Below are 21425 nucleotides of genomic sequence, written 5' to 3'. Positions count from 1 at the left end.
AGCAGTGGAGGGTCATTCCTATAGTTTTCTCGGCCCGATGCGGGTAAAATTCACGCCCTTATATATCAGTCATATTTCGACGCATAACCTCGGTGGTCAGTCATGAAAGAGCATATTCATCATCTACTTGAACAGACGGTAGCCAATCTCAAATCCGCGGGCATCCTGCCGGCGGAGCTGGAAGCCCGCGTGCTGGTAGATCGATGCAAGGACAAGGCTCACGGCGACCTGGCCACCAACCTCGCCATGCTGCTGGCCAAGCCGGCGGGCAAGAACCCCCGCGAGCTGGCTGCGGCCATCATAGCGCACCTGCCCGCCTCTGATCTCGTCGCCAAGGTCGAGATCGCCGGCCCCGGCTTCATCAACTTCTTCTTCAACCAGCAGTGGCTGGCCGGTCAGGTCGATGCCATGGTGGCCAGCGCCAACGCCAACGTTAAATTGCCCGCGCCGCAAACCGTGGTGGTGGACTACTCTGCCCCCAACGTGGCCAAGGAGATGGCGGTGCACCACATCCGCTCCACAGTCCTCGGCGACGTGGCGGCCCGCGCCCTGGAGTTCCTCGGTCACAAGGTGATCCGCGCCAACCACATCGGCGACTGGGGCACCCAGTTCGGCATGCTGATCGCCTATCTGGAGAAGATGGAGAACGAGCACGCCTCCGACATGGAGCTCAAGGATCTGGAAGCCTTCTACACCCAGGCCAAGCGCCTGTATGACGAAGACGACGCCTTCGCCGAGCGCGCCCGCAACTATGTGGTGAAACTGCAGGGCGGCGATGAGTACTGCCGCACCATGTGGAAGAAGCTGGTCGACATGACCATGGCCCAGAACCAGCGCAACTACGACCGCCTCAATGTCTCCCTGACCAACAAGGACATCATGGGCGAGTCCATGTACAACGACATGCTGCCCGCCATCGTCACCGACCTGAAGGCCCAGGGGCTGGCGGTCGAGAGCGAGGGGGCCACCGTGGTCTTCCTCGACGAGTTCAAGAACAAGGATGGCGAGCCCATGGGCGTCATCATCCAGAAGAGCGACGGCGGCTTCCTCTACACCACCACCGACATCGCCTGCGCCAAGTACCGCTACGAGACCCTGGGCGCCGAGCGGGTCATGTACTTCATCGACTCCCGCCAGCACCAGCACCTGATGCAGGCCTGGACCATCACCCGCAAGGCGGGCTATGTGCCGGAATCCGTCCCCCTCGAACATCACGCCTTCGGCATGATGCTGGGCAAGGATGGCCGCCCCTACAAGACCCGCTCCGGCGGCACCGTCAAGCTGGTCGATCTGCTGAACGAAGCGGAAGAGCGCGCCAGCGCCCTGCTGGAGAGCCGCAACAGCGATCTGTCCGCCGACGAGAAGGCCGAGGTGGTCCACGCCATCGCCATGGGGGCGGTCAAGTACGCGGATCTCTCCAAGAACCGCACCACGGACTACATCTTCGACTGGGATCTGATGCTGTCGTTCGAAGGCAACACTGCACCCTATCTGCAGTACGCCTACACCCGGATCCAGTCCATCTTCCGCAAGGCCGGCGTCGATGCCAGCCAGCTCAGCGGCAGCATCCAGCTCAACGAGGATGCCGAGCTGACCCTGGCCCAGAAGCTGATCCAGTTCTCCGACGCGGTCAACGGCGTGGCCGAGCGCGGCATGCCCCACCTGCTCTGTACTTACCTGTACGAGCTGTCCGGCAACTTCATGACCTTCTACGAAGCCTGTCCGATCAACAAGGACGGGGTCGAGCCGCAAGACCGTCAGAGCCGTCTGCTGCTGTGCGCCGCCACCGCCAAGGTGCTGAAACTGGGCCTGGGCGTGCTGGGTATCCACACCCTGGAGCGCATGTAATTCATGGCGACACGGGATTATGTCGGGAGTGGCTCGCGCAGACGGGCCGGTGGTCGCAATGCCAAGAAGGCGCCGCCTCGCCGCCGTTTTCCGCTGATCCCCGTCCTGCTGGCGGGGGTATTGGTCGCCGGTTTTGGCGCCTTCCTCTACCTCATCAATGGCAAGGGGGCGGACGCCCCCACCATCGAAGAGCAGGTGCGCGCCAACAAGCCCAAGGCCAAGGGACATGAACTGCCCCAGGAGAAGTGGAGCTATATCGAGCGGCTCGAGAACAAGCAGGTGGACATCGTAGAGCCGCCGCCCCAGCCCGGCGTGCTGCCCCCTCCCCCCGCCGAGACGGTGACGCTGCAACCGGACAAGCTGCCCAAGCCGGTGGAGACCAGCATACCCCAGCCAGGTACCCCCATCGGCCAGGTGCAGCCCTATCAGCCCAAGCCGACCGGCGCACCGGTCGCCAGCGCCCAGGTGCAGGTGATCGATCGCAAGGCCGAACGGGAGCGGATGGAGCGGGAACTACGCGCCGAACTGGAGCGGGAGCGTGCCCAGGCCGCCAAGGCCCAGCCCGCCGCGACGGCGGCCGCAGACACGGGGCGCTACATGATGCAGTGCGCCGCCCTGCGCTCACAGGATTCGGCGGAATCCCTCAAGGCGCGCATCGCCTTCGGCGCCGGCCTCTCCTCCAGCCTGCAGGTGGTCAATGGCGCCAATGGCGCCGTCTACAAGGTGATGGTGGGCCCCTTCAACGGCAAGTCCGCCGTCGATGCGGCCAACCGCAAGCTGCAAGGCTCCGGCATCAGCGGCTGCATCTCCCGCAAGGGCTGAGATCTCGCAACAAGAAAGGCGGCGGTGTGGCGACACACTGCCGCCTTTTTTTATCCAGCCACGGCCCTCTTGAAACCCATCCTGCCGATCCAGCTCCCGGGTGTCACCTCCCCTGCCTCCCGCGACGGGATCAGGGTTGAAAAGCACAATCGGCAACCCCATCTCTCTTCTCATGCACAGTCATGGCCGTGAATCGGCTCAAGCGAGGTAAGTAAAGTGACGACCATAGTTTCAGTCCGCCGCAACGGCCAAGTCGTGATCGGAGGGGATGGCCAGGTATCCCTCGGCAACACCGTCATGAAGGGCAACGCCCGCAAGGTTCATCGCCTCTACAACGGCAAGGTGCTGGCAGGTTTCGCCGGCGGCACCGCCGACGCCTTCACTCTGCTCGAGCGCTTCGAGGCCAAGCTGCAGGCCCATCAGGGCAACCTGGAGCGCGCCGCCGTGGCGCTGGCCAAGGACTGGCGCACCGATCGCGCCCTGCGCCGCCTCGAGGCGCTGCTGGCCGTCGCCGACGAGCACAAATCCTTCATCATCACCGGCAACGGTGACGTGGTGCAGCCGGAGCACGATCTTATCGCCATCGGCAGCGGCGGCAACTTCGCCCAGTCCGCCGCCATCGCCCTGCTGGAGAACACCGAGCTGGATGCCAAGAGCATCGTCGAGAAGTCCCTCAAGATTGCGGGCGATATCTGTGTGTTCACCAACGGCAACCACACCATCGAAGTGCTGGATTATTCAGCTAAATAAGTCGGCGAAATAGGGCCGCCAAATAAGGCCGCCAGCCAAACCCCATTTTCCAAGGGGTGGGCCCTGCCCGCCCCGGATACAGGAACCCCATCATGTCCGATATGACCCCGAGAGAAATCGTCCACGAGCTGGACCGACACATCATCGGCCAGGCCGACGCCAAGCGCGCGGTCGCCGTCGCCCTGCGCAACCGCTGGCGCCGGATGCAGCTCGATGAAGAGATGCGCCATGAAGTGACCCCGAAAAACATCCTGATGATCGGCCCGACCGGTGTCGGCAAGACCGAGATCGCCCGTCGTCTGGCCAAGCTGGCCAACGCCCCCTTCATCAAGGTGGAAGCGACCAAGTTCACCGAAGTGGGCTATGTCGGCAAGGAAGTGGACAGCATCATCCGCGATCTGACCGATGCCGCCATCAAGCTGGTGCGCGAAACCGAGATGGAGAAGATGAAATACCGCGCCGAGGAAGCCGCCGAAGAGCGCATCCTCGACGCCCTGCTGCCCAACCCGCGCAACAGCTGGGGCGAGGAAGAGAAAGCTGACAACTCCAACACCCGCCAGATCTTCCGCAAGAAACTGCGGGAAGGTCAGCTGGATGACAAGGAGATCGAGCTGGAGCTCTCCGCCTCCCCGATGGGCGTCGAAATCATGACCCCGCCGGGCATGGAAGAGATGGCCAACCAGTTGCAGGGGCTGTTCCAGAACCTGGGCCAGAACCAGAAGAAGAAGCGCAAGATCAAGGTCAAAGAGGCCATGAAGGCGCTGATCGAAGAGGAAGCGGCCCGTCTGGTCAATCCGGAAGAGCTGAAGCAGAAAGCGATCGCCGCGGTCGAGAACAACGGCATCGTCTTCCTCGACGAGATCGACAAGATCTGCAAGCGCGGCGAGAGCTCAGGCCCGGACGTTTCCCGTGAAGGGGTACAGCGTGACCTGCTGCCGCTGGTTGAGGGCTGCACCGTCAACACCAAGCACGGCATGGTCAAGACCGACCACATCCTGTTCGTCGCCTCCGGCGCCTTCCAGATCGCCAAGCCGTCTGACCTCATCCCCGAGCTGCAGGGCCGTCTGCCGATCCGGGTCGAGCTGACCGCGCTGACCACCGATGACTTCGAGCGGATCCTGACCGAGCCGAACGCCTCGCTGACCGATCAGTACCAGGCGCTGATGGCCACTGAAGGGGTCAACATCGAGTTCACCCAGGATGGCATCCGCCGTCTGGCCGAAGCGGCCTGGCAGGTCAACGAGCGCACCGAGAACATCGGTGCCCGCCGCCTGCACACCGTGATGGAGCGCCTGATGGAAGACATCTCTTTTGATGCCTCCGAGAAGTCCGGCGAGACCTTCGTCATCGATACCGACTACGTCAACGCCCACCTTGGGGCGCTTATCGAGGACGAGGATCTGAGCCGCTACATTCTGTAAGCGCGCCCCCTCCCGCCAGACAAACGCCTCCCTTCCCGGAGGCGTTTTTTTATGGGTTTCGGCTCAGGCCCTGGCCAGCCTCTCGCCTCGCCAGCCACCGGCCAGCCAGAGTGCGCTCATCAGCAGCAGGGCCGTCAGGGCGAAGGTGGATCGGGTCGCCAACGCCAGCTCGTCCGCCGTCGCGAAGGCGAGATCGGGTCGCCCCGCCAAGGCGGCGAACAGGCCCCCCAACCCCGCCGCCCCGTCAGCTGGCCAAGGTTGCGCGACAGGGTCAGCAGCCCGGCGACGGCGCCCCGGCTCGCCCCCTCCGCCTCCCCCACCAGGGCGCTGTTGTTGGCGGTCTGGAACAGGGCATAGCCGGCGGTCAGCAGCAAGATGGGCAGCAGGTAGCCGAGGGGCCCGAGCGCCCTGTCCAGGAGGGCCAGCAAGACGGCGGCCACCACCATGAGCCCCAGGCCCAGGCGCACCACCTGGGTCGCCCCCGCCCTGTCCACCAGCCAGCCGGCGGGCATGCCCGTCAGGGCCGCCAGCAGGGGCCCGCCCGATATCATCAGGCCGACAGTCCCGAGACTGAGACCGAAGACCCCCCTCAGGTAGAAGGGGCCTATGAGCAGGGTCAGCACCATGACGCTGGCCACCAGCGCACTGGCGACAAGGCCGTTGCCAAGCCCCGGGGCCCCCAGCAGCGCCAGCGGCAACAGGGGCACAGGGGCGCGGCGCTCGCGGCGAACGAACGAGGCCGTGACCAGCAGGGTCCCCGCCCCCCACCAGAGGGCCAGGGCGCCCCCCAGGGTCAGCGCCAGGCCGTAGCAGAGCAGGGCCGCCACCAGCAGTGACAGGCTCGCGAGGTTCATCCCCTCTTGTTGTGGCGAGGAGCCGTCCCGGGGCAGATCGCGCCAGGCACACCCCAGCGCCAGCAACGCCAGGGGGTGCAGCAGCAGGAAGGGAGCCTGCCAGCCAAATCCGCCGATCAACAGGCCGCCGAAGGAGGGGCCGAGCGCCGTGCCGCAGGCCGACAGGGTGCCGAGCAATCCCATGCTCCAGCCCCGCCGCGCCGGCGGCACCAGCTGACCCACCATGGCCAGCGCCAGGGAGAGCATGCAGGCCGCAGCGACCCCCTGCAGGGCACGGGCCGCGATCAGCCAGCCCATGGTCGGCGCCAGGGCGCACAGCAATGAGGCCAGCGCAAAGAGCCCCAGCCCCAGGAGCAGCAGGCGACGCCGCCCCAGACGATCGCCGAGCCGGCCCGCCACCACAGTCAGGCAGGTGATCCCCCCGGCGGCAGGCAAATCCACCTCCTGGCCGCTCGGGGAGCACGGTGCGGCCGCCCGGGATCCCGAGGGTTCCGGCCCGCTGCACCTGGCTTTTCCCTCCTTCACGCAGAGCCGTGAGGCGCCGCCCGCCCCTTGTTCAAAAAAGATCGACCCGCCCCCTTTCCTTGGGTTTATACGAGCGTATAATTCAGATCAAAATCTGTGCAGCAGGAGCCTTGTTAGATGCACCCCACTCGTCAAAAACTGCTCGATACCGGCCTTGCCCTCGCCGCCGACAAGGGGCTGCGCGGCCTCACGGTGCGCGAGCTGGCGGCGGCGGCCGAGGTCAATCTCGGCTCCTTCGTCTACCACTTCGGCAACCGCGACGCCTTCATCGATGAGCTGGTGGAGCTCTGGTACGCCCCCCTCTTTGATGAGCTCAAGGCGGTGGCGGCCAAAGGCACTTACCCCAGCGCCCTGGCGGCGTTCGAAACCACCATGGAAGCCCTGATCGGTCTGGTGGCGCGCCAGCGCGGCTTTATCAACCACCTCTTTGGCGATGCCCTGGCCGGCGAGAGCGCGGCCCAGCGCTTTCTGCTAAGCCTGCCGCGCCGCCATCCCCTGCTGCTGCTCGAACAGGTGCGCACAGCGCAGGCGGAAGGATCCCTGGTGGCGGGCCACCCGCTGCAGCTGATGATCTTCATCATGGGGTCGGTCGGTCTGCCCCTGGTGATCGCCGGTGGCGGTCGCCAGCTCGGCTGGCTGCCTCCGGAGGCGGCGCCGTTTTTGTCCCAGATAGACAATCCCGAGGCCGCCCGGCAACGCCTGACGTGGGCCCTGCGCGGCTTGCGTCCTACTGACATGAAGGAAGGAGATCCTACATGAAACAGCGAATCGCCATCCTGGCCGTGCTGCTGGCCCTGCTCAGTGGCTACCTCTGGTGGCAGGGCCGTCCGGCCGACGGCTCCATCCTCTACGGCAACGTCGATATTCGCGACGTCAACCTGGCATTCAGGGTCGGCGGCAGGGTCAGCGAGGTGCTGGTGGATGAGGGGGATAGCGTAAAAGCAGGCCAATTGCTGGCCCGTCTCGATCCCGTGCCCCTCACCCACCAGCGCGACAGCGCCCGCGCCAATCTGGCCGCGATCGAAGCTGCCAACGCCTTGATCCACAAGGGGTATCGCAGGGAAGAGACGGATCGGGCCCGGGCCGCCCTGGCCGCCGCAGACGCCGCCGCCCTGGAAGCCGACAAACAGTGGCGTCGCCAGAGCGCATTGGCCGCCACCGGCGCCATCTCCCGCGGTCAGCTCGACAGCGCCCGCTCCCAGCGGGATCAGACCCGGGCCCAGGTAAGCTCCGCCCGGGAGCAACTGGCCCAGCTCGAAACCGGCTATCGCCCCGAAGAGATCGCCCAGTCAGATGCCGAGCTGCAAGGGGCCAAGGCGACGCTCGCCAGTGCCGAACTGGCGCTCGCCGACGCTGTGCTGGCAGCCCCGAGCGACGGCATCATCCTCACTCGCGCCGTCGAAACCGGCAGCATGGTGCAAAGCGGCGCAACGGCCTTCAACCTCTCCCTGACCGCGCCTGTCTGGGTACGCGCCTATGTGGAGGAGCCCTGGCTCGGCCACTTCCCGAGCGGTGCCAGGGTGACCCTGACCACTGACTCAAGGCCGGACAAGCCCTATCAGGGGGTGGTGGGCTTTGTCTCCCCCACCGCCGAGTTCACCCCCAAATCCGTGGAGACGCCGGATCTGCGCACCCACCTGGTCTACCGGCTGCGCATCGTGGTGCAGGATCCTGACTCTGCCCTGCGCCAGGGGATGCCGGTCACCGTCAGGCTGCAGCCATGAACGCCGCCATCCAGCTCGCCGGGGTCACCAAGTGCTTTGGCGAACGGGTGGCTCTCAACGCCATCTCGGCCACCATTCCGACCGGCGGCATCACGGGCCTGGTGGGGCCCGACGGCGCTGGCAAGAGCACTTTGCTGCGCCTGCTGGCCGGTCTGCTGGTGCCGGAGGCGGGCACCATACGGGTGCTGGGGCTGGATCCGGTGCGCGAGGGGGATGCCCTGCGTCAGCGGCTGGGCTACATGCCCCAGCAGTTCGGGCTCTACGAGGATCTCAGCGTGCAGGAGAACCTCAACCTCTATGCTGACTTGCGCGGCGTGCTGGAGCCAGAGCGCAGCCCCACCTTCGAGCGGCTGCTCGCCTTCACCGATCTCGCCCGCTTCACCGCACGGCCGGCGGGCAAGCTGTCGGGGGGGATGAAGCAGAAGCTGGGGCTGGCCTGCGCCCTGCTCGGCACCCCGGACGTGCTGCTGCTGGACGAGCCCGGGGTCGGGGTCGATCCCATCTCCCGCCGCGCCCTCTGGCAGATGGTGCGCGAGCTGGCCCAGGGAGGCATGACGGTGCTCTGGAGCACAGCCTACCTCGATGAGGCCGAGCTGTGCGACCACGTGCTGCTGATGGCGGACGGCGAAGTGCGCACCAGCGGCACCCCGGCGACACTCATGGGAGCCATGGCGAGCCGCTGCTGGCTGCTGGAAGCCGGAGAACTGGACGGCCGGGAGCGGCGCGCCCTGTTGCGCCACGCCCTGGCCCACCCGGCGGTGATGGACGGCACTGTGGCGGGGGAGAGGGTACGCCTGCTGCTGCACCCGGACCAGATGCCGCCTCCCCTGGCGGAGCTGAACGTGAGGGAGGGCACCTTAGTACCGACCCAGGCCAGGCTGGAGGATGCCTTTATCGATCTGCTGGGGGGCGGCCCGGGTGGGGAATCCAGCCTGGCGCAGCTGATGCGCAAGGCCAGCCTGCCCGAGGGGGTCTCCCAGGAGGCGGTGATCGAGGCTCGCCGCCTCACCAAGCGTTTCGGGGATTTCACCGCCACCGACGACGTCAGCTTCGCGGTGCGTCGCGGCGAGATCTTCGGCCTGCTCGGCCCCAACGGCGCGGGCAAGTCCACCACCTTCAAGATGGAGTGCGGCCTGCTGCGCCCAAGCAGCGGGCAGGCGCTGGTGACCGGCATCGATCTGGCCCGCAGCCCCTCGGCGGCGCGCCAGCACCTCGGCTATATGGCCCAGAAGTTCTCCCTCTACAAGCAGCTCACCGTGGCCCAGAACCTCGCCTTCTTCGCCGGCATCTACGGCCTGTTCGGCCGCCAGCAGCAGACGCGGATCGATGCCATGGTGGCGGCCTTTTCCCTCGCCCCCTGGCTCGATCAGAAGGCGGAATCCCTGCCGCTGGGCCTGCGCCAGCGCCTGTCCCTCGCCTGCGCCCTGCTCCACGAGCCGCCGCTGCTGTTCCTCGACGAGCCTACCTCAGGGGTCGACCCTGTGACCCGGCGGGAGTTCTGGTCCCACATCAACGCCCTGGCCGATCACGGGGTCACAGTGCTGGTCACCACCCACTTCATGGACGAGGCGGAGTATTGCGACCGCATCGCCCTCATCTACCGCGGTCGCCTGCTGGCGCTCGGCACCCCGGACGAACTCAAGGCCAGTGCCGCCGGAGGCAACCCCCCCTCCTTGCCAACCTCTTCGTTACCCACAATGGAAGAGGCCTTTATCACGCTAGTCGAGCAGGCCAGCGAGGAGGACGCATGAGCATCAACCGCCGCCGTCTGCTGGCCCTGTGCCACAAGGAGTCCCTGCAAATAGTACGCGACCCCAGCAGCATCCTGATTGCCTTCATCATGCCCGTGGTGCTGCTGGTGGTGATGGGCTACGCCATCAACCTGGACGTGGACCACCTGCGCCTCGGCATCTGGCGCACCGACGGCGGCGCCCCGGCCATCCGCCTCGAACAGGCCCTGCGCGGCTCGAACGCCCTTGAGGTCCAGGGCGGTCCGAGCAAGGAGGCGCTGCTCGGCAGCCTTGAGCGCGGCGAGATCCGCGGCCTGCTGGTGATCGACGAGGGGTTCTCCCGTGCCATGGCGGGCCAGGGCGGCAGCACCCCCAGGGTCTTGCTGCTCACCGACGGCTCCGAACCCAACACGGCGAACTTCGTCACCAACTATGTGCAGGGGATCTGGCAGGGGTGGCTCGTCAGGGAGGGAGTCTCCCTGCCGGTGGCGGTGGAGAGCCGCGCCTGGTTCAACCCGGCCCTGGTGAGCCGCAACTTCCTGGTGCCGGGCTCCATCGCCGTGGTGATGACCATCATAGGCGCCCTGCTCACCTCCCTGGTGGTGGCCCGGGAGTGGGAGCGCGGCACCATGGAGGCCCTGCTCGCCACCCCGGTGACCAAGACAGAGCTGCTGCTCTCCAAGCTGTTGCCCTACTACGGACTCGGCATCGCCGCCATGCTCATCTGCCTGCTCTTCTCGGTGGCCGTGATGGGGGTGCCCTGGCGCGGCTCGTTGCTCTCCCTGTTCGCGCTCACCACCCTGTTTCTCGGCAGCGCCCTCGGGCTCGGGCTCTTTCTCTCTACCGTGATGCGCAGCCAGTTCAACGCCGCCCAGGCCGCGCTGACGGCTGCGTTTCTGCCGGCCATGATGCTCTCGGGCTTCGTGTTCGAAATCGCCAGCATGCCGCCGCTGTTGCGAGCCATCACCCACCTGATCCCGGCCCGCTACTTCGCGAGCTCGTTGCAGACCCTCTACCAGGCGGGCAACGTGCTCTCCATCCTGCTGGTCAACGGCGTCTGCCTGTTGCTGCTGGCCGCCTTCTGGCTGGCCCTCACCGCCCGCAAGACGCGGCGCACCCTGGAGTAAACATGCTGACTCGACTCTGGTGGCTGATCCGAAAAGAGTTGCAGGCCCTGCTTGGCAATACCCAGGGACGCTTCCTGCTCATCATGCCGGTGTTGCTGCAAACGGCCCTCTTCCCCTTCGCCGCCACCCTGGAGGTGACCGGCAACACGCTCGCCATCTACGACCAGGATGGGGGGACGCAGAGCCGGGAGCTCATCGAGCGCCTCACCCATATGCCCGCCTTCACCACCGTCATGCCGGTGGCGGGCGAGGCGGGGATGACAGAGGCCATCACCGGGCAGCAGGCCCTGATCGGCCTCATCATTCCGCAGGATTTCTCCCGTCGCCTGGCGCGCGGCGACACCGCCAAGGTGCAGCTGATCATCGACGGGCGCCGCTCCAACGGGGGTCAGGTGGCGGCAGGCTACATCAGTCAGGTGATCGCCCGCTGGCAGAGCGAGGGCAAGGGGCTGCCGGAGCTCACGGTGCGCCACCTCTACAACCCCAACATAGAGTTCAGCTGGCACATACTGCCCTCCCTGGTGGCCATCATCACCACCATAGGCTGCCTTATCGTCACCGCCCTGTCGGTGGCGCGGGAGCGGGAAGAGGGCACCTTCGATCAGTTGCTGGTCTCCCCCCTCACCGCAGGCTGGATCATGGCGGGCAAGGCGGTGCCCGGCATCCTGGTGGCGGTGGGCCAGGGCACCATAGTCGCGTTGGCGGCCCGCTTCGTCTATCAGGTGCCGTTTGGCGGCAGCACCACGCTGCTGATGGCAGGCATGGTCTGCTACGGGTTGGCGCTGGCGGGGATAGGACTCTTCGTCTCGTCCCTCTGTTCGACCCAGCAGCAGGCGTTTCTCGGGGTCTTCTCCTTCATGGTGCCGGCGGTGATCCTCTCGGGCTACGTCTCCCCCATCGAGAACATGCCGCTATTGTTCCAGTGGCTGGCGGCCATGGATCCCCTCAGTCACTTCATCCTGCTGCTCAAGGGGGTCTTCCTCAAGGATCTCGGCTGGTCGGCGGCCTGGCCCCTGCTCTGGCCCCTGCTCGCCATCGCCGGTGTCTCCCTGTCCCTGGCGCTGGCCATGTTCCGCCGCCATATCGCCTGACCCGCCCCCTTGTTCGCCGATGCCGGTCTCGCCAGCACGAGACCGGTCTTTTTTGGGCAGGCCTTTTCACTGTCCTGCGCTCAGTAAACCGCCCTTTCTCTTCGCCATACCTCGCCCCAGACCAGTGCAGAAATCATCAACTGGTATACCTATTTTTATATAGTATTGAATTGCATCGAAATTACCCCTAACGAGATATATAAATAGACACTTGATTTGCATCAATCGACCGCCCCCGCCGACTGGGTAGCCTAGCTTCAGAATGATGTTTTATTACTCCAAATCAGAGGCAATCATGAGCAAAGTCAGGCTGGCCGTTATCGGCAACGGCATGGTGGGGCACCGCTTCATCGAAGAGTTGATCGAGCGATCCGATCCGGACCGGTTCGAGATCACCGTCTTCGGTGCAGAACCGCGTCCCGCCTACGATCGTGTCCATCTCTCCTCCTACTTCTCCCACCACACCAGCGAAGATCTCTCCCTCGTCAAACCCGGTTTCTACGAGAAGCACGGCATCCGGTTGCTGCTCGGCGAAGCGGTGAAAAAAATCGACAGGGCGGCCCGCGAGGTGCACTCCAACAAGGGCACTGTGGTCGGCTATGACAAGCTGGTACTGGCCACCGGCTCCTACCCCTGGGTGCCGCCCATCCAGGGCAGTCAGCACCACGAGTGCTTCGTCTATCGCACCATCGAAGATCTGAAAGCCATCCGCAGCGCCGCCAAGAGCGGCAAGAGCGGCGTTGTGGTGGGTGGCGGCCTGCTCGGCTTGGAAGCGGCCGGTGCCCTCAAGGCGCTGGGCCTCGAGACCCACGTGGTGGAATTCGCCCCGGTATTGATGGCGGAGCAGCTCGACGGTCAGGGCGGCCAGCTGCTGCGCCGCAAGATAGAGTCCATGGGCGTGCAGGTTCACACCAGCAAGAGCACCAGCGAAATCCTGATGCACGGCGGTGAGCAGGCGAAACACCGCCTCGCCTTCGCAGATGGCAGCGCCCTTGACGTGGATGTGGTTGTCTTCTCCACCGGCATCCGCCCGCAGGACACCCTGGGCCGTTATAGCGAACTGGCCATCGCCGAGCGCGGCGGTGTGCTGATCGACGATCACTGCCTCACCTCAGACCCCGACATCTATGCCATCGGTGAGTGCGCCGCCTGGCAGGGCCGCTTCTTCGGGCTGGTGGCGCCGGGCTACAAGATGGCCCAGATCACCGTCGACCATCTGCTCGGCGGCGACAGCCGGTTCGAGGGGGCGGACATGAGCGCCAAGCTCAAGCTGCTCGGCGTCTCCGTCGGCTCCATCGGTGATGCCCACGGCCGCACCCCGGGCAGCCACAGCTATGTGTTCCAGGATGACCAGGCCGGCGTCTACAAGAAGATAGTGGTGAGCGAAGACAACAGCCGATTGCTCGGCGCCGTGCTGGTGGGGGATGTGGAAGATTACGGCAACCTGCTGCAGCTGATGCTCAACGCCCTGCCGCTGCCGAGCCACCCGGATACCCTGATCCTGCCTGCCTACGCCGGTGCCAAGCCGACCCTGGGGGTGGATGCCCTGCCGTCCACCGCCCAGATCTGCTCCTGCTTCGACGTCTCCAAGGGCGACATAGCCCAGGCGGTGGCCGAGGGTCACACCACGCTGGCCGCCATCAAGCAGCACACCAAGGCCGGCACCGGTTGCGGCGGCTGCGTGCCCCTCATCAGCCAGGTGCTCAACGCCGAGCTGGTGAAGCAGGGCATCGAGGTCAACAACCACCTCTGCGCCCACTTCCCCCACTCCCGTCAGGAGCTGTTCCATCTGGTCAAGGTGGAGGGGATCAAGAGCTTCGACGAGCTGCTGGCCAAGCACGGTCACGGCCATGGCTGCGAGGTGTGCAAACCGACCGTCGGCTCCATCCTCGCCTCCTGCTGGAACGACTATGTGCTGAGCCCGCTCAACACCCAGCTGCAGGACACCAACGACATCTTCCTCGGCAACATGCAAAAGGACGGCAGCTACTCCGTCATCCCGCGCATGGCCGGCGGTGAAGTGACCCCGGCAGGGCTGCTGGCGGTGGCCGAAGTGGCCCGCGACTACCAGCTCTACACCAAGATCACCGGCGCCCAGCGCATCGGCCTGTTCGGGGCCCAGAAGGATGATCTGCCCGCCATCTGGCGCAAGCTGCTGGCGGCGGGTTTCGAGACCGGTCAGGCCTACGCCAAGGCGCTGCGCATGGCCAAGACCTGCGTCGGCAGCACCTGGTGCCGCTTCGGCGTGCAGGACAGCGTCGGCCTCGGGGTCTTCCTCGAGAACCGCTACAAGGGCATTCGCACCCCCCACAAGATGAAGTTCGGCGTCTCCGGCTGTACCCGTGAATGCGCAGAAGCCCAGGGCAAGGACGTCGGCATCATCGCCACCGACGCGGGCTGGAACCTCTATGTGGGCGGCAACGGCGGCATGAAGCCGCGCCACGCCGACCTACTGGCTTCGGATCTCGACCGCGAGACGTTAGTCCGGTTGATCGACCGCTTTATGATGTTCTACGTCACCAGCGCCGACAAACTGCAGCGCACCTCTGTCTGGCTCGGCAACCTGGAAGGGGGCGTCGACTACCTGCGCGAGGTGATCGTCGACGACAAGCTGGGGCTGGCCGAGACCCTGGAGCGCGACATCCAGGTGCTGATCGACAGCTACGAATGCGAATGGTCCCGTACCCTCAACGAAGAGCAAGCGTTGCAGCGCTTCAGCCACTTCATCAACAGCGACAAGCGCGACCCGGACGTGCAGTTCGTCAGCGAGCGCGACCAGCACAGACCCGCCACCCCGGCCGAGCGCATCCCCGTCTACCAGATCGAGGTGGAAACCAAATGATGAAATTAGCCTGTCAACTCAATGAGATTTTTCCGGGCACCGGTGTCTGCGCCCTGATCGAGGGTCGCCAGATCGCCCTGTTCCGCCCTAGCGCGGCCGCCGAGGTGTTCGCCATCGACAACCGGGATCCCTTCTTCGCCGCCAACGTGCTGTCACGCGGCATCGTAGGTGAACACGAGGGCGAGCTCTGGGTCGCCAGCCCCCTCAAGAAGCAGCACTTTCGCCTGAGCGACGGCCACTGCCTCGAAAACGCCGCCATGTCGATTGCGGCCTATGTCGTTGAAGTGCGCGACCAGCAGGTTTGGGTCGCCGTCTAACATCAGACCCCACCCCCAAAAAAACACCTCCCCCTTAACAAGGGGGAGGCAGGGAGGGGGTAAAAAATGCCCGGGCTGCCCATGGGCAGCCCTTTCAAGGACTCAAAAGATGTATACGGAAACCATCAACAAGTGCGCCGCCAACGCGGCCCGCATCAACCGCTTCGAGCGCAGCGACAAGCTGGGCTTCTGGCTCAGCTCCGCCATGGCGGGGGCCTATGTGGGCCTGGGCATCATACTCATCTTCACCCTGGGCAACCTGGTGGATCCGAGCATCCGTCCGCTGGTGATGGGGGCCACCTTCGGCATAGCCCTGACCCTGGTCATCATCGCCGGCTCCGAGCTGTTCACCGGCCACACCATGTTCCTCACCTTCGGGGTGAAGACGGGCAGGATCGCCATGGCCGATCTGCTGCGCATCCTGCCGCAGACCTGGGCCGGCAATCTGCTCGGCTCCATCGCGGTGGCGCTCATCTACTCCTACGGCGGCAGCCTGCTGCCGGACGCGGGCAGCCTGGCGCACAAGGTGGCGCTGGCCAAGACCCAGGCACCGGCGTTGACCCTGTTCATGAAGGGAATCCTCTGCAACTGGCTGGTCTGCCTCGCCATCTGGATGGCGCTGCGCACCGAGGGTGCTGCCAGGTTCATCGCCATCTGGTGGTGCCTGCTGGCCTTTATCGCCTCCGGCTACGAGCACTCGGTCGCCAACATGACCCTGTTCGCCCTCTCCTGGTTCGGCGCCCATTCCGAGGCCTACACCCTGGGCGGCATCGGCCACAACCTGCTGTGGGTGACCCTGGGCAACACAGTCTCCGGCGCCCTCTTCATGGGCCTCGGCTACTGGTATGCCACCCCCAAGGCGGAGCGCCCGGTCGCGGTGAGCGACGCCACCACCACCACCATCAGCCAGACCCAAACCGCCTGATCAGGAGGCCCCATGGACTACTTGCCCATCTTTTGCCGACTCGACAACAAACCCGTGCTGCTGGTCGGCGGCGGCGAGGTGGCTGAGCGCAAGGCGCGCCTGCTGCTGGATGCCGGTGCCCACCTCACAGTCGTGGCGCCCGAACTCGACCCCGAGCTGGCGGAACTGGCTGCCAACGGGAGCATCGAGTGGCTGGCCGGTGAATTCGAGCCAGTGCAGCTGACGGGCAAGTGGCTGGTGGTGGCCGCCACCGATCGGCGCGAGGTGAACGCCCTGGTCTACCAGAGCGCGAACCAGGCGGGCATCTTCGCCAACGTGGTGGACGACCCCAAACGCTCCAGCTTCATCATGCCGTCCATCATCGACCGCTCGCCGCTGATGGTGGCCATCTCCTCCGGTGGCAAGGCCCCTGTGCTGGCTCGTTTGCTGCGGGAGAAGCTGGAGGCCCTGCTGCCGCAACATCTTGGCGCCGTGGCGGCCTTTGCCGGCGGCCTGAGAGACAGGGTCAAGGCCCGCTTCGCCACCATGGGGGAGCGGCGCCAGTTCTGGGAGCGACTGCTCGGCGCCGACCGCCTCGGTCAGGCGCTGGCGCGCGGCGATAGCGCCTCTGCCCACCAACTGGCCGACAACCTGTTTGCCGACGAAAGCCAGAGCGCTGGCGAGGTGGTGCTGGTGGGGGCCGGCCCCGGCGATCCGGGCCTGCTCACCCTGCACGCCCTGCGCCAGATGCAGCAGGCGGACGTGGTGGTCTATGACCGGCTGGTCTCGGACGAGGTGATGGCGCTGGTGCGCCGGGATGCCAAACGTATCTTCGTCGGCAAGCAGGCGGGCAACCACTGCGTGCCGCAGGAGGGGATCAACCAGCTCTTGCTGGACGAGGCGAAGAAGGGGCAACGGGTGGTGCGCCTCAAGGGGGGTGACCCCTTCATCTTCGGCCGTGGTGGCGAGGAGCTGGAAACGCTGGTCGGTAGCGGCATCGGCTTTCAGGTGGTGCCGGGGATCACGGCGGCCAGCGGCTGCGCGGCGTATGCCGGCATTCCCCTGACCCACCGGGATCACGCCCAGAGCGTGCGCTTTGTCACCGCCCACGGCAAGGGGGGCGCCCAGGATCTCGACTGGCCGCTGCTGGCCAGAGACAAACAGACCCTGGTGTTCTATATGGGGCTTTCCTCTTGCGCCACTATCCGCGAGCAGTTGCTGGCCCACGGCAAGGGGGGCAACACCCCGGTGGCCCTCATCGAGCGCGGCACCCAGCCCAGCCAGCGGGTCATTCGCGGCACCCTCGATGAGTTGCCCGCGCTGGCGCAAGGCGTCGAGAGCCCGGCCCTCATCATGGTGGGCTCGGTGGTGACCCTGGCCGACCAGCTCGCCTGGTTTGGGGAAGTGGCCCCGGGGCGGAGGGCATCGGCCTGATGAGGCCTTGATAGGGGCAGGGCGCGGCGCCAGCAGCCGGCGGGTGGGCGCCAGCCACTTGTTGTTCAAGGAATATTCATTGAAATGCCGGTCTCAGTCCTTATACTGGATCCACCTGTTTCCAGCGGTGGACTGACACAATGGAATACAACACTTCAGAACTTTGCGACATCTATCAGGACATGGTTGATGTACTCGAACCCATGCTCTGCTCCTTCGGCGGACGCGCCTCCTTCGGTGGTGTCATCACCACGGTCAAATGCTTCGAATCCAACGGCCTGATCCGTGAGATGGTCAAGGAGAACGGCGTCGGCCGCGTGCTGCTGATCGATGGCGGCGGCTCCATGCGCCGGGCGCTGATCGACGGCGAGATCGCCACCACGGCGGCAGAAAACGAGTGGGAAGGGATCGTCTGCTACGGCTGCGTGCGCGAGGTAGACGTGCTGGAAGATCTGGATATCGGCATCCAGGCCCTGGCCGCCATCCCGGTCGGTGCCGATCGCAAGGAAGTGGGTGAAACGGATCTGCCGGTCAACTTCGGCGGCGTCACCTTCCTGCCGGATGACCACCTCTACGCAGATACCACTGGGGTGATCCTCTCCCCGGATCCGCTGGATATCGAATAGGCCTTGTCCGGCCGGAAGAGATGGGAGCCGCTGGCTCCCATTTTTTATGGGAAGACGGCGGAAAAAGAGGGAGAAACAGCAAAAGTGGGGCAAAAAAAGAGGGCCAGAAATACTGGCCCTATAACTGGAAGCAATGTGAGCAATGTCGTGCTTTCACAAGAAGTCACCATGTTGGAACGAATGGGGCCTATCCCGGAACGCAAGTTAACAATAATCATTCTCATTTAACTTGGCAACCCTTATTTTCCAATCTTGCAAAAAAATTGACCACCCTGGGATGGCCAATGGCGATGCCTGAGTCGTCAGTCGACGATCAGATGCCGGAGGTCGCCGACAACCCCTCCCCATGGGCAGGGCCCACCAGCTTGCGACTGAGATAGCGCAACAGGACGCCATAGAGGGGCACGAACAGGCCGAGGCTTATCAGCAGCTTAAAGACATAGTCCACGGTCGCTATTTCGACCCAGTGCTCGGCCATGAAGGGATCCGTGCTGCGCCAGAAGGCGATGCTGAAGAAGGCCAGGGTATCGACCAGGTTGCCGATCAGGGTCGAGGCGGCCGGTGCCACCCACCAGGCCCCGCGCTGCCGCAGCCGGTTGAACACCACCACGTCCATGAACTGGCCCACCAGATAGGCCATGAAGCTGGCCAACGCTATCCGGGCAACGAAGAGGTTGAACTCCGCCAGCTGACCCATCCCCTGATAGCTGCCCTCGAAGAACAGCACCGAGAGCACATAGGAGACCGCCAGCGCCGGCAGCATCACCCTGCGGATGATGGCGCGGGCCAGGCCCGGGCCGAATATCCGTACCGTCAGATCGGTCGCCAGGAAGATGAAGGGGAAACTGAACGCCCCCCAGGTGGTGTGAAAGCCAAAGAGGGTGATCGGCAGCTGCACCAGATAGTTGCTGCTGGTGATGATCAGGATGTGGAACAAAGCGAGGCGCGTCAGCGCCGTCTGGTGCTGAGCAGGGGTCAGATTCATATTGTGACCTTTTTGGTTAATGGGGTTAGGGAACCCATAGCGCCACCATGGCGCTAATTGAGGGGCGGCATTATACGCCCCCAACGCCATAGTTCAATCCTTGTGCTGTCTGGCCAACCAGCCCAGGGTCGCCCTCCCCTCCTCGTCGTCGGCACTCAGCCAGCAGCCGCTGTGATGCTCGAAGTGCAGCCAGAGGCGGCACGCCTCGAACGCCAGCTGCCAACAGTGGCGATCGGCGCCGCTGTCCCGCTGCAAGGGGATCAGTTCCCACTCGGCCAGCAACTCCTGTGCCAGGACGGGGAAGCTGTCCCAATCCAGAGCAGGATGGCCCAGCAGCAGTATGCCGGCCTCCTCATCCCTGCCCGTCACCTGCCAGTGCACTGACATGGCTCTCCTCCTCTTGTCCGCCCCGGGCTCAGCTGCTGCATGAGAGTGCTTCCCCCAGATACCAGTCAGGATGCGGGGTGGCAAACGCCTCGAACTCGGGCTGCTCGTCATAGGGATGCTGCAACGCCGCATAAAGCCGCTCAAACGGCGCCATGTCGCCCCCCTCGGCGGCCTCGATCACCTGCCGGGCCAGGGCATTGCGCAGCACATACTTGGGATTGACGGCATTCATCCGCCCCTTGCGGGCCGCATCCTCGCTCCCCTCCCGGGCCAGGCGCGCCCGATAGGCGTCGAGCCAGCCCTGCCAGGAGGCGGCATCCGGCAACAACGCCAGCAGGGAGACAGGCCAGGGCCCGCTCGCCTCGACCAGGGCGAGGCGACGCAGGAAGAGGTGGTAATCAATCTTGCCCGCCGCCAGCTGCTGGAACATCTGACGGAACAGGGCGGGATCCTCGTCCTCCCAGGTCAGCAGCCCCAGCCTGGCGCGCATCAGCTCGGAGTAGTGCAGCATCAGCTGATGCTCGTACTGGCCGAGGGCCGCTGCCAGGGCCTCCCCGTCCACATGATCCGCCAGGGCCTGGGCCAGCTTCTGCAGATTCCAGTAGCCCACGGCCGGCTGCTGGCTGAGGGCATAGCGACCACCGCTGTCGGTATGGTTGCAGACGAAATCGGGCTCGTAACCGTCGATGAAGCCGTAAGGGCCGTAATCCAGGGTCAGCCCCAGAATGGACATGTTGTCCGTGTTCATCACCCCATGGGTAAACCCGGCCGCCTGCCACTTGGCGATGAGCCGCGCGGTGCGGCGCACCACCTCGGCAAACAGCTCGGCGCCACTCTCCAGTTCGGGGAAGTGGTGGCGCAGCAGATAGTCGATGAGCAAGGGGATCTTCTCCCCCTGGCCGCTCCAGGCGAAGTATTCGAACTGGCCGAAGCGCAGGTGGCTCGGCGCGGTGCGCAGCACGGTCGCCCCCGTCTCCACCGTCTCGCGATAGACGGGCTCGTCGCTGCCCACCAGCACCAGGGCGCGGGTGGTGGGGATGCCGAGGGCATGGAGCGCCTCGGAGGCCAGGTATTCGCGAATACTGGATCTCAGCACGGCGCGGCCGTCGCCGAAGCGGGAAAACGGCGTCTTGCCCGCCCCTTTCAGATGCAGATCCCAGCGCTGGCCATCGGGGGCCTGCTGCTCTGCCAGCAGCAGGGCGCGGCCATCTCCCAGGCGCGGGCTGTAGCCGCCGAACTGATGGCCCGCATAGACCTGGGCCACCGGCTGCATGCCCGGCAGGGGCCTGGCCTGGCCGCAGCAGGCCAGCCACTGTTCATCGCTCACCTCGCCTAGCCCCAGTGCGCCGAGCAAAGGGCGGTTGAGGTGCAGCAGGCGGGCGTTGGCCAGGGGCTGGGGCGCCACCGGCTCGCAGGCCCAGGGCAATTCGGTGGCAAAACTATTGATCAGCTTCATGGTGGTGCGATTCGTCCCTGCGTATGCTCGTGTCACTCTGTTATACCGCCGTCGGCCGGTTCCGGCTAACGGGCGATGGTTCTATTTCATATCAAGGAGAAGAAGATGCAAAGATGGGTATATGCCCTGCCCTTGCTGGCACTGGCGTGGGGGCATCATGCCAGGGCGGCCGATATCGAGGCGGGCAAGGCCAAGGCGGCGGTCTGCGCCGCCTGTCACGGGGCGGATGGCAGGGCCAGCGTCCCCGTCTATCCCCACCTGGCCGGCCAGCAGTCGGCCTATCTGCTCAAGCAACTGAAGGCCTTCAAGGATGGCAGCCGTCAGGAACCGCTGATGGTCCCCTTCATGGCGATGCTGAACGAGGCGGACATGGCGAATCTGGCGGCCTATTACGCCAGCTTGAAGTGAAGCATGCGCCCGACTGCCGGGCGCACTGACTCTTCCTACCGACGGCAGCCGTCGATGATCAGATCCATAAAGGCTTCGCCGAAACGCTTCAGCTTGCGCTGGCCGACGCCAGCGAGGGCCTGCAGCTCGCTCTGTGTCATCGGCATTCCTCTTGACCCAATCATCCCCAACTGA

The 21425-nt window shown here is 65.2% G+C and carries 19 protein-coding genes and 1 pseudogene; 15 read left to right on the top strand and 5 right to left on the bottom strand.

Features of this window, described 5'->3' with window-relative positions; all coding sequences use genetic code 11:
- The first annotated feature begins 102 nt into the window (after positions 1-102).
- From argS to hslU, 4 genes are all read left to right on the top strand, one after another.
- Positions 103-1848: an arginine--tRNA ligase gene (gene argS, locus ACW5W4_RS14330; protein WP_456689824.1), complete on the top strand. Its 1746-nt coding sequence runs from the start codon at positions 103-105 to the stop codon at positions 1846-1848.
- Between the two features lie 3 nt (positions 1849-1851).
- Positions 1852-2670 carry an SPOR domain-containing protein gene (locus ACW5W4_RS14325; RefSeq protein WP_456689823.1) on the top strand — a complete coding sequence of 273 codons (819 nt, stop codon included), beginning with the start codon at positions 1852-1854 and terminating at the stop codon, positions 2668-2670.
- 216 nt (positions 2671-2886) lie between these two features.
- Entirely contained in the window at positions 2887-3420 is a 534-nt protein-coding gene (gene hslV / locus ACW5W4_RS14320) for an ATP-dependent protease subunit HslV (protein WP_005306539.1), read from the top strand.
- 92 nt (positions 3421-3512) lie between these two features.
- Positions 3513-4841 (top strand): HslU--HslV peptidase ATPase subunit, encoded by a 1329-nt coding sequence (gene hslU, locus ACW5W4_RS14315; protein WP_456689822.1) that lies wholly within the window; start codon positions 3513-3515, stop codon positions 4839-4841.
- Positions 4842-4904: 63 nt separating this feature from the next.
- Here hslU and ACW5W4_RS14310 read toward each other — a convergent pair.
- A pseudogene (locus ACW5W4_RS14310) lies at positions 4905-6115 on the bottom strand (MFS transporter); the annotation flags it as partial.
- 222 nt (positions 6116-6337) lie between these two features.
- Between ACW5W4_RS14310 and ACW5W4_RS14305 the strand changes: the two are divergent.
- From ACW5W4_RS14305 to rraA, 10 genes are all read left to right on the top strand, one after another.
- Positions 6338-6979, top strand: coding sequence for a TetR/AcrR family transcriptional regulator (locus ACW5W4_RS14305; RefSeq protein WP_456689821.1), 642 nt, complete (start codon positions 6338-6340; stop codon positions 6977-6979).
- Positions 6976-7944: a secretion protein HlyD gene (gene hlyD / locus ACW5W4_RS14300; RefSeq protein ID WP_456689820.1), complete on the top strand. Its 969-nt coding sequence runs from the start codon at positions 6976-6978 to the stop codon at positions 7942-7944. Before ACW5W4_RS14305 ends, hlyD begins: the two co-directional genes overlap by 4 nt.
- On the top strand, positions 7941-9695 hold the full coding sequence (locus tag ACW5W4_RS14295; protein ID WP_456689819.1) for an ATP-binding cassette domain-containing protein: 1755 nt from the start codon (positions 7941-7943) through the stop codon (positions 9693-9695). The genes hlyD and ACW5W4_RS14295 overlap by 4 nt, the downstream gene beginning before the upstream one ends.
- On the top strand, positions 9692-10801 hold the full coding sequence (locus tag ACW5W4_RS14290; RefSeq protein WP_456689818.1) for an ABC transporter permease: 1110 nt from the start codon (positions 9692-9694) through the stop codon (positions 10799-10801). The genes ACW5W4_RS14295 and ACW5W4_RS14290 overlap by 4 nt, the downstream gene beginning before the upstream one ends.
- A 2-nt stretch (positions 10802-10803) precedes the next feature.
- Positions 10804-11892 (top strand): ABC transporter permease, encoded by a 1089-nt coding sequence (locus ACW5W4_RS14285; protein ID WP_456689817.1) that lies wholly within the window; start codon positions 10804-10806, stop codon positions 11890-11892.
- Positions 11893-12187: 295 nt separating this feature from the next.
- Complete coding sequence (nirB, locus tag ACW5W4_RS14280) at positions 12188-14734, top strand: nitrite reductase large subunit NirB (RefSeq protein ID WP_456689816.1); 2547 nt, start codon at positions 12188-12190, stop codon at positions 14732-14734.
- On the top strand, positions 14734-15051 hold the full coding sequence (gene nirD, locus ACW5W4_RS14275; protein WP_456689838.1) for a nitrite reductase small subunit NirD: 318 nt from the start codon (positions 14734-14736) through the stop codon (positions 15049-15051). Before nirB ends, nirD begins: the two co-directional genes overlap by 1 nt.
- 109 nt (positions 15052-15160) lie before the next feature.
- Positions 15161-15976, top strand: coding sequence for a nitrite transporter NirC (gene nirC, locus ACW5W4_RS14270; RefSeq protein WP_456689815.1), 816 nt, complete (start codon positions 15161-15163; stop codon positions 15974-15976).
- Between the two features lie 12 nt (positions 15977-15988).
- On the top strand, positions 15989-17389 hold the full coding sequence (cysG, locus tag ACW5W4_RS14265; protein ID WP_456689814.1) for a siroheme synthase CysG: 1401 nt from the start codon (positions 15989-15991) through the stop codon (positions 17387-17389).
- 140 nt (positions 17390-17529) lie between these two features.
- Positions 17530-18015 (top strand): ribonuclease E activity regulator RraA, encoded by a 486-nt coding sequence (gene rraA, locus ACW5W4_RS14260; RefSeq protein ID WP_041998003.1) that lies wholly within the window; start codon positions 17530-17532, stop codon positions 18013-18015.
- A 313-nt stretch (positions 18016-18328) separates the two neighbouring features.
- Here rraA and ACW5W4_RS14255 read toward each other — a convergent pair whose 3' ends face one another.
- From ACW5W4_RS14255 to ACW5W4_RS14245, 3 genes are all read right to left on the bottom strand, one after another.
- Positions 18329-19000, bottom strand: a complete 672-nt coding sequence (locus ACW5W4_RS14255) for a 7-cyano-7-deazaguanine/7-aminomethyl-7-deazaguanine transporter (RefSeq protein ID WP_456689813.1) — start codon at positions 18998-19000, stop codon at positions 18329-18331.
- A 93-nt stretch (positions 19001-19093) separates the two neighbouring features.
- The gene (locus ACW5W4_RS14250; protein WP_456689812.1) at positions 19094-19387 is read right to left on the bottom strand and encodes a DUF3630 family protein; all 294 of its coding nucleotides are present in this window, start codon (positions 19385-19387) and stop codon (positions 19094-19096) included.
- A 28-nt stretch (positions 19388-19415) separates the two neighbouring features.
- The gene (locus ACW5W4_RS14245; protein ID WP_456689811.1) at positions 19416-20843 is read right to left on the bottom strand and encodes a protein adenylyltransferase SelO; all 1428 of its coding nucleotides are present in this window, start codon (positions 20841-20843) and stop codon (positions 19416-19418) included.
- A 105-nt stretch (positions 20844-20948) separates the two neighbouring features.
- On the opposite strand from ACW5W4_RS14245, the gene ACW5W4_RS14240 reads away from it, so the two are divergent.
- Positions 20949-21251, top strand: coding sequence for a c-type cytochrome (locus ACW5W4_RS14240; protein WP_456689810.1), 303 nt, complete (start codon positions 20949-20951; stop codon positions 21249-21251).
- A 35-nt stretch (positions 21252-21286) separates the two neighbouring features.
- On the opposite strand, the gene ACW5W4_RS14235 is transcribed toward ACW5W4_RS14240, so the two are convergent.
- Complete coding sequence (locus ACW5W4_RS14235) at positions 21287-21391, bottom strand: HRDC domain-containing protein (protein WP_427261195.1); 105 nt, start codon at positions 21389-21391, stop codon at positions 21287-21289.
- Positions 21392-21425: the final 34 nt, after the last annotated feature.

This window comes from Aeromonas crassostreae (assembly GCF_054052445.1).
Note: the sequence above shows the minus strand (reverse complement) of the source record. Positions and strands in the feature narration are given on the sequence as shown.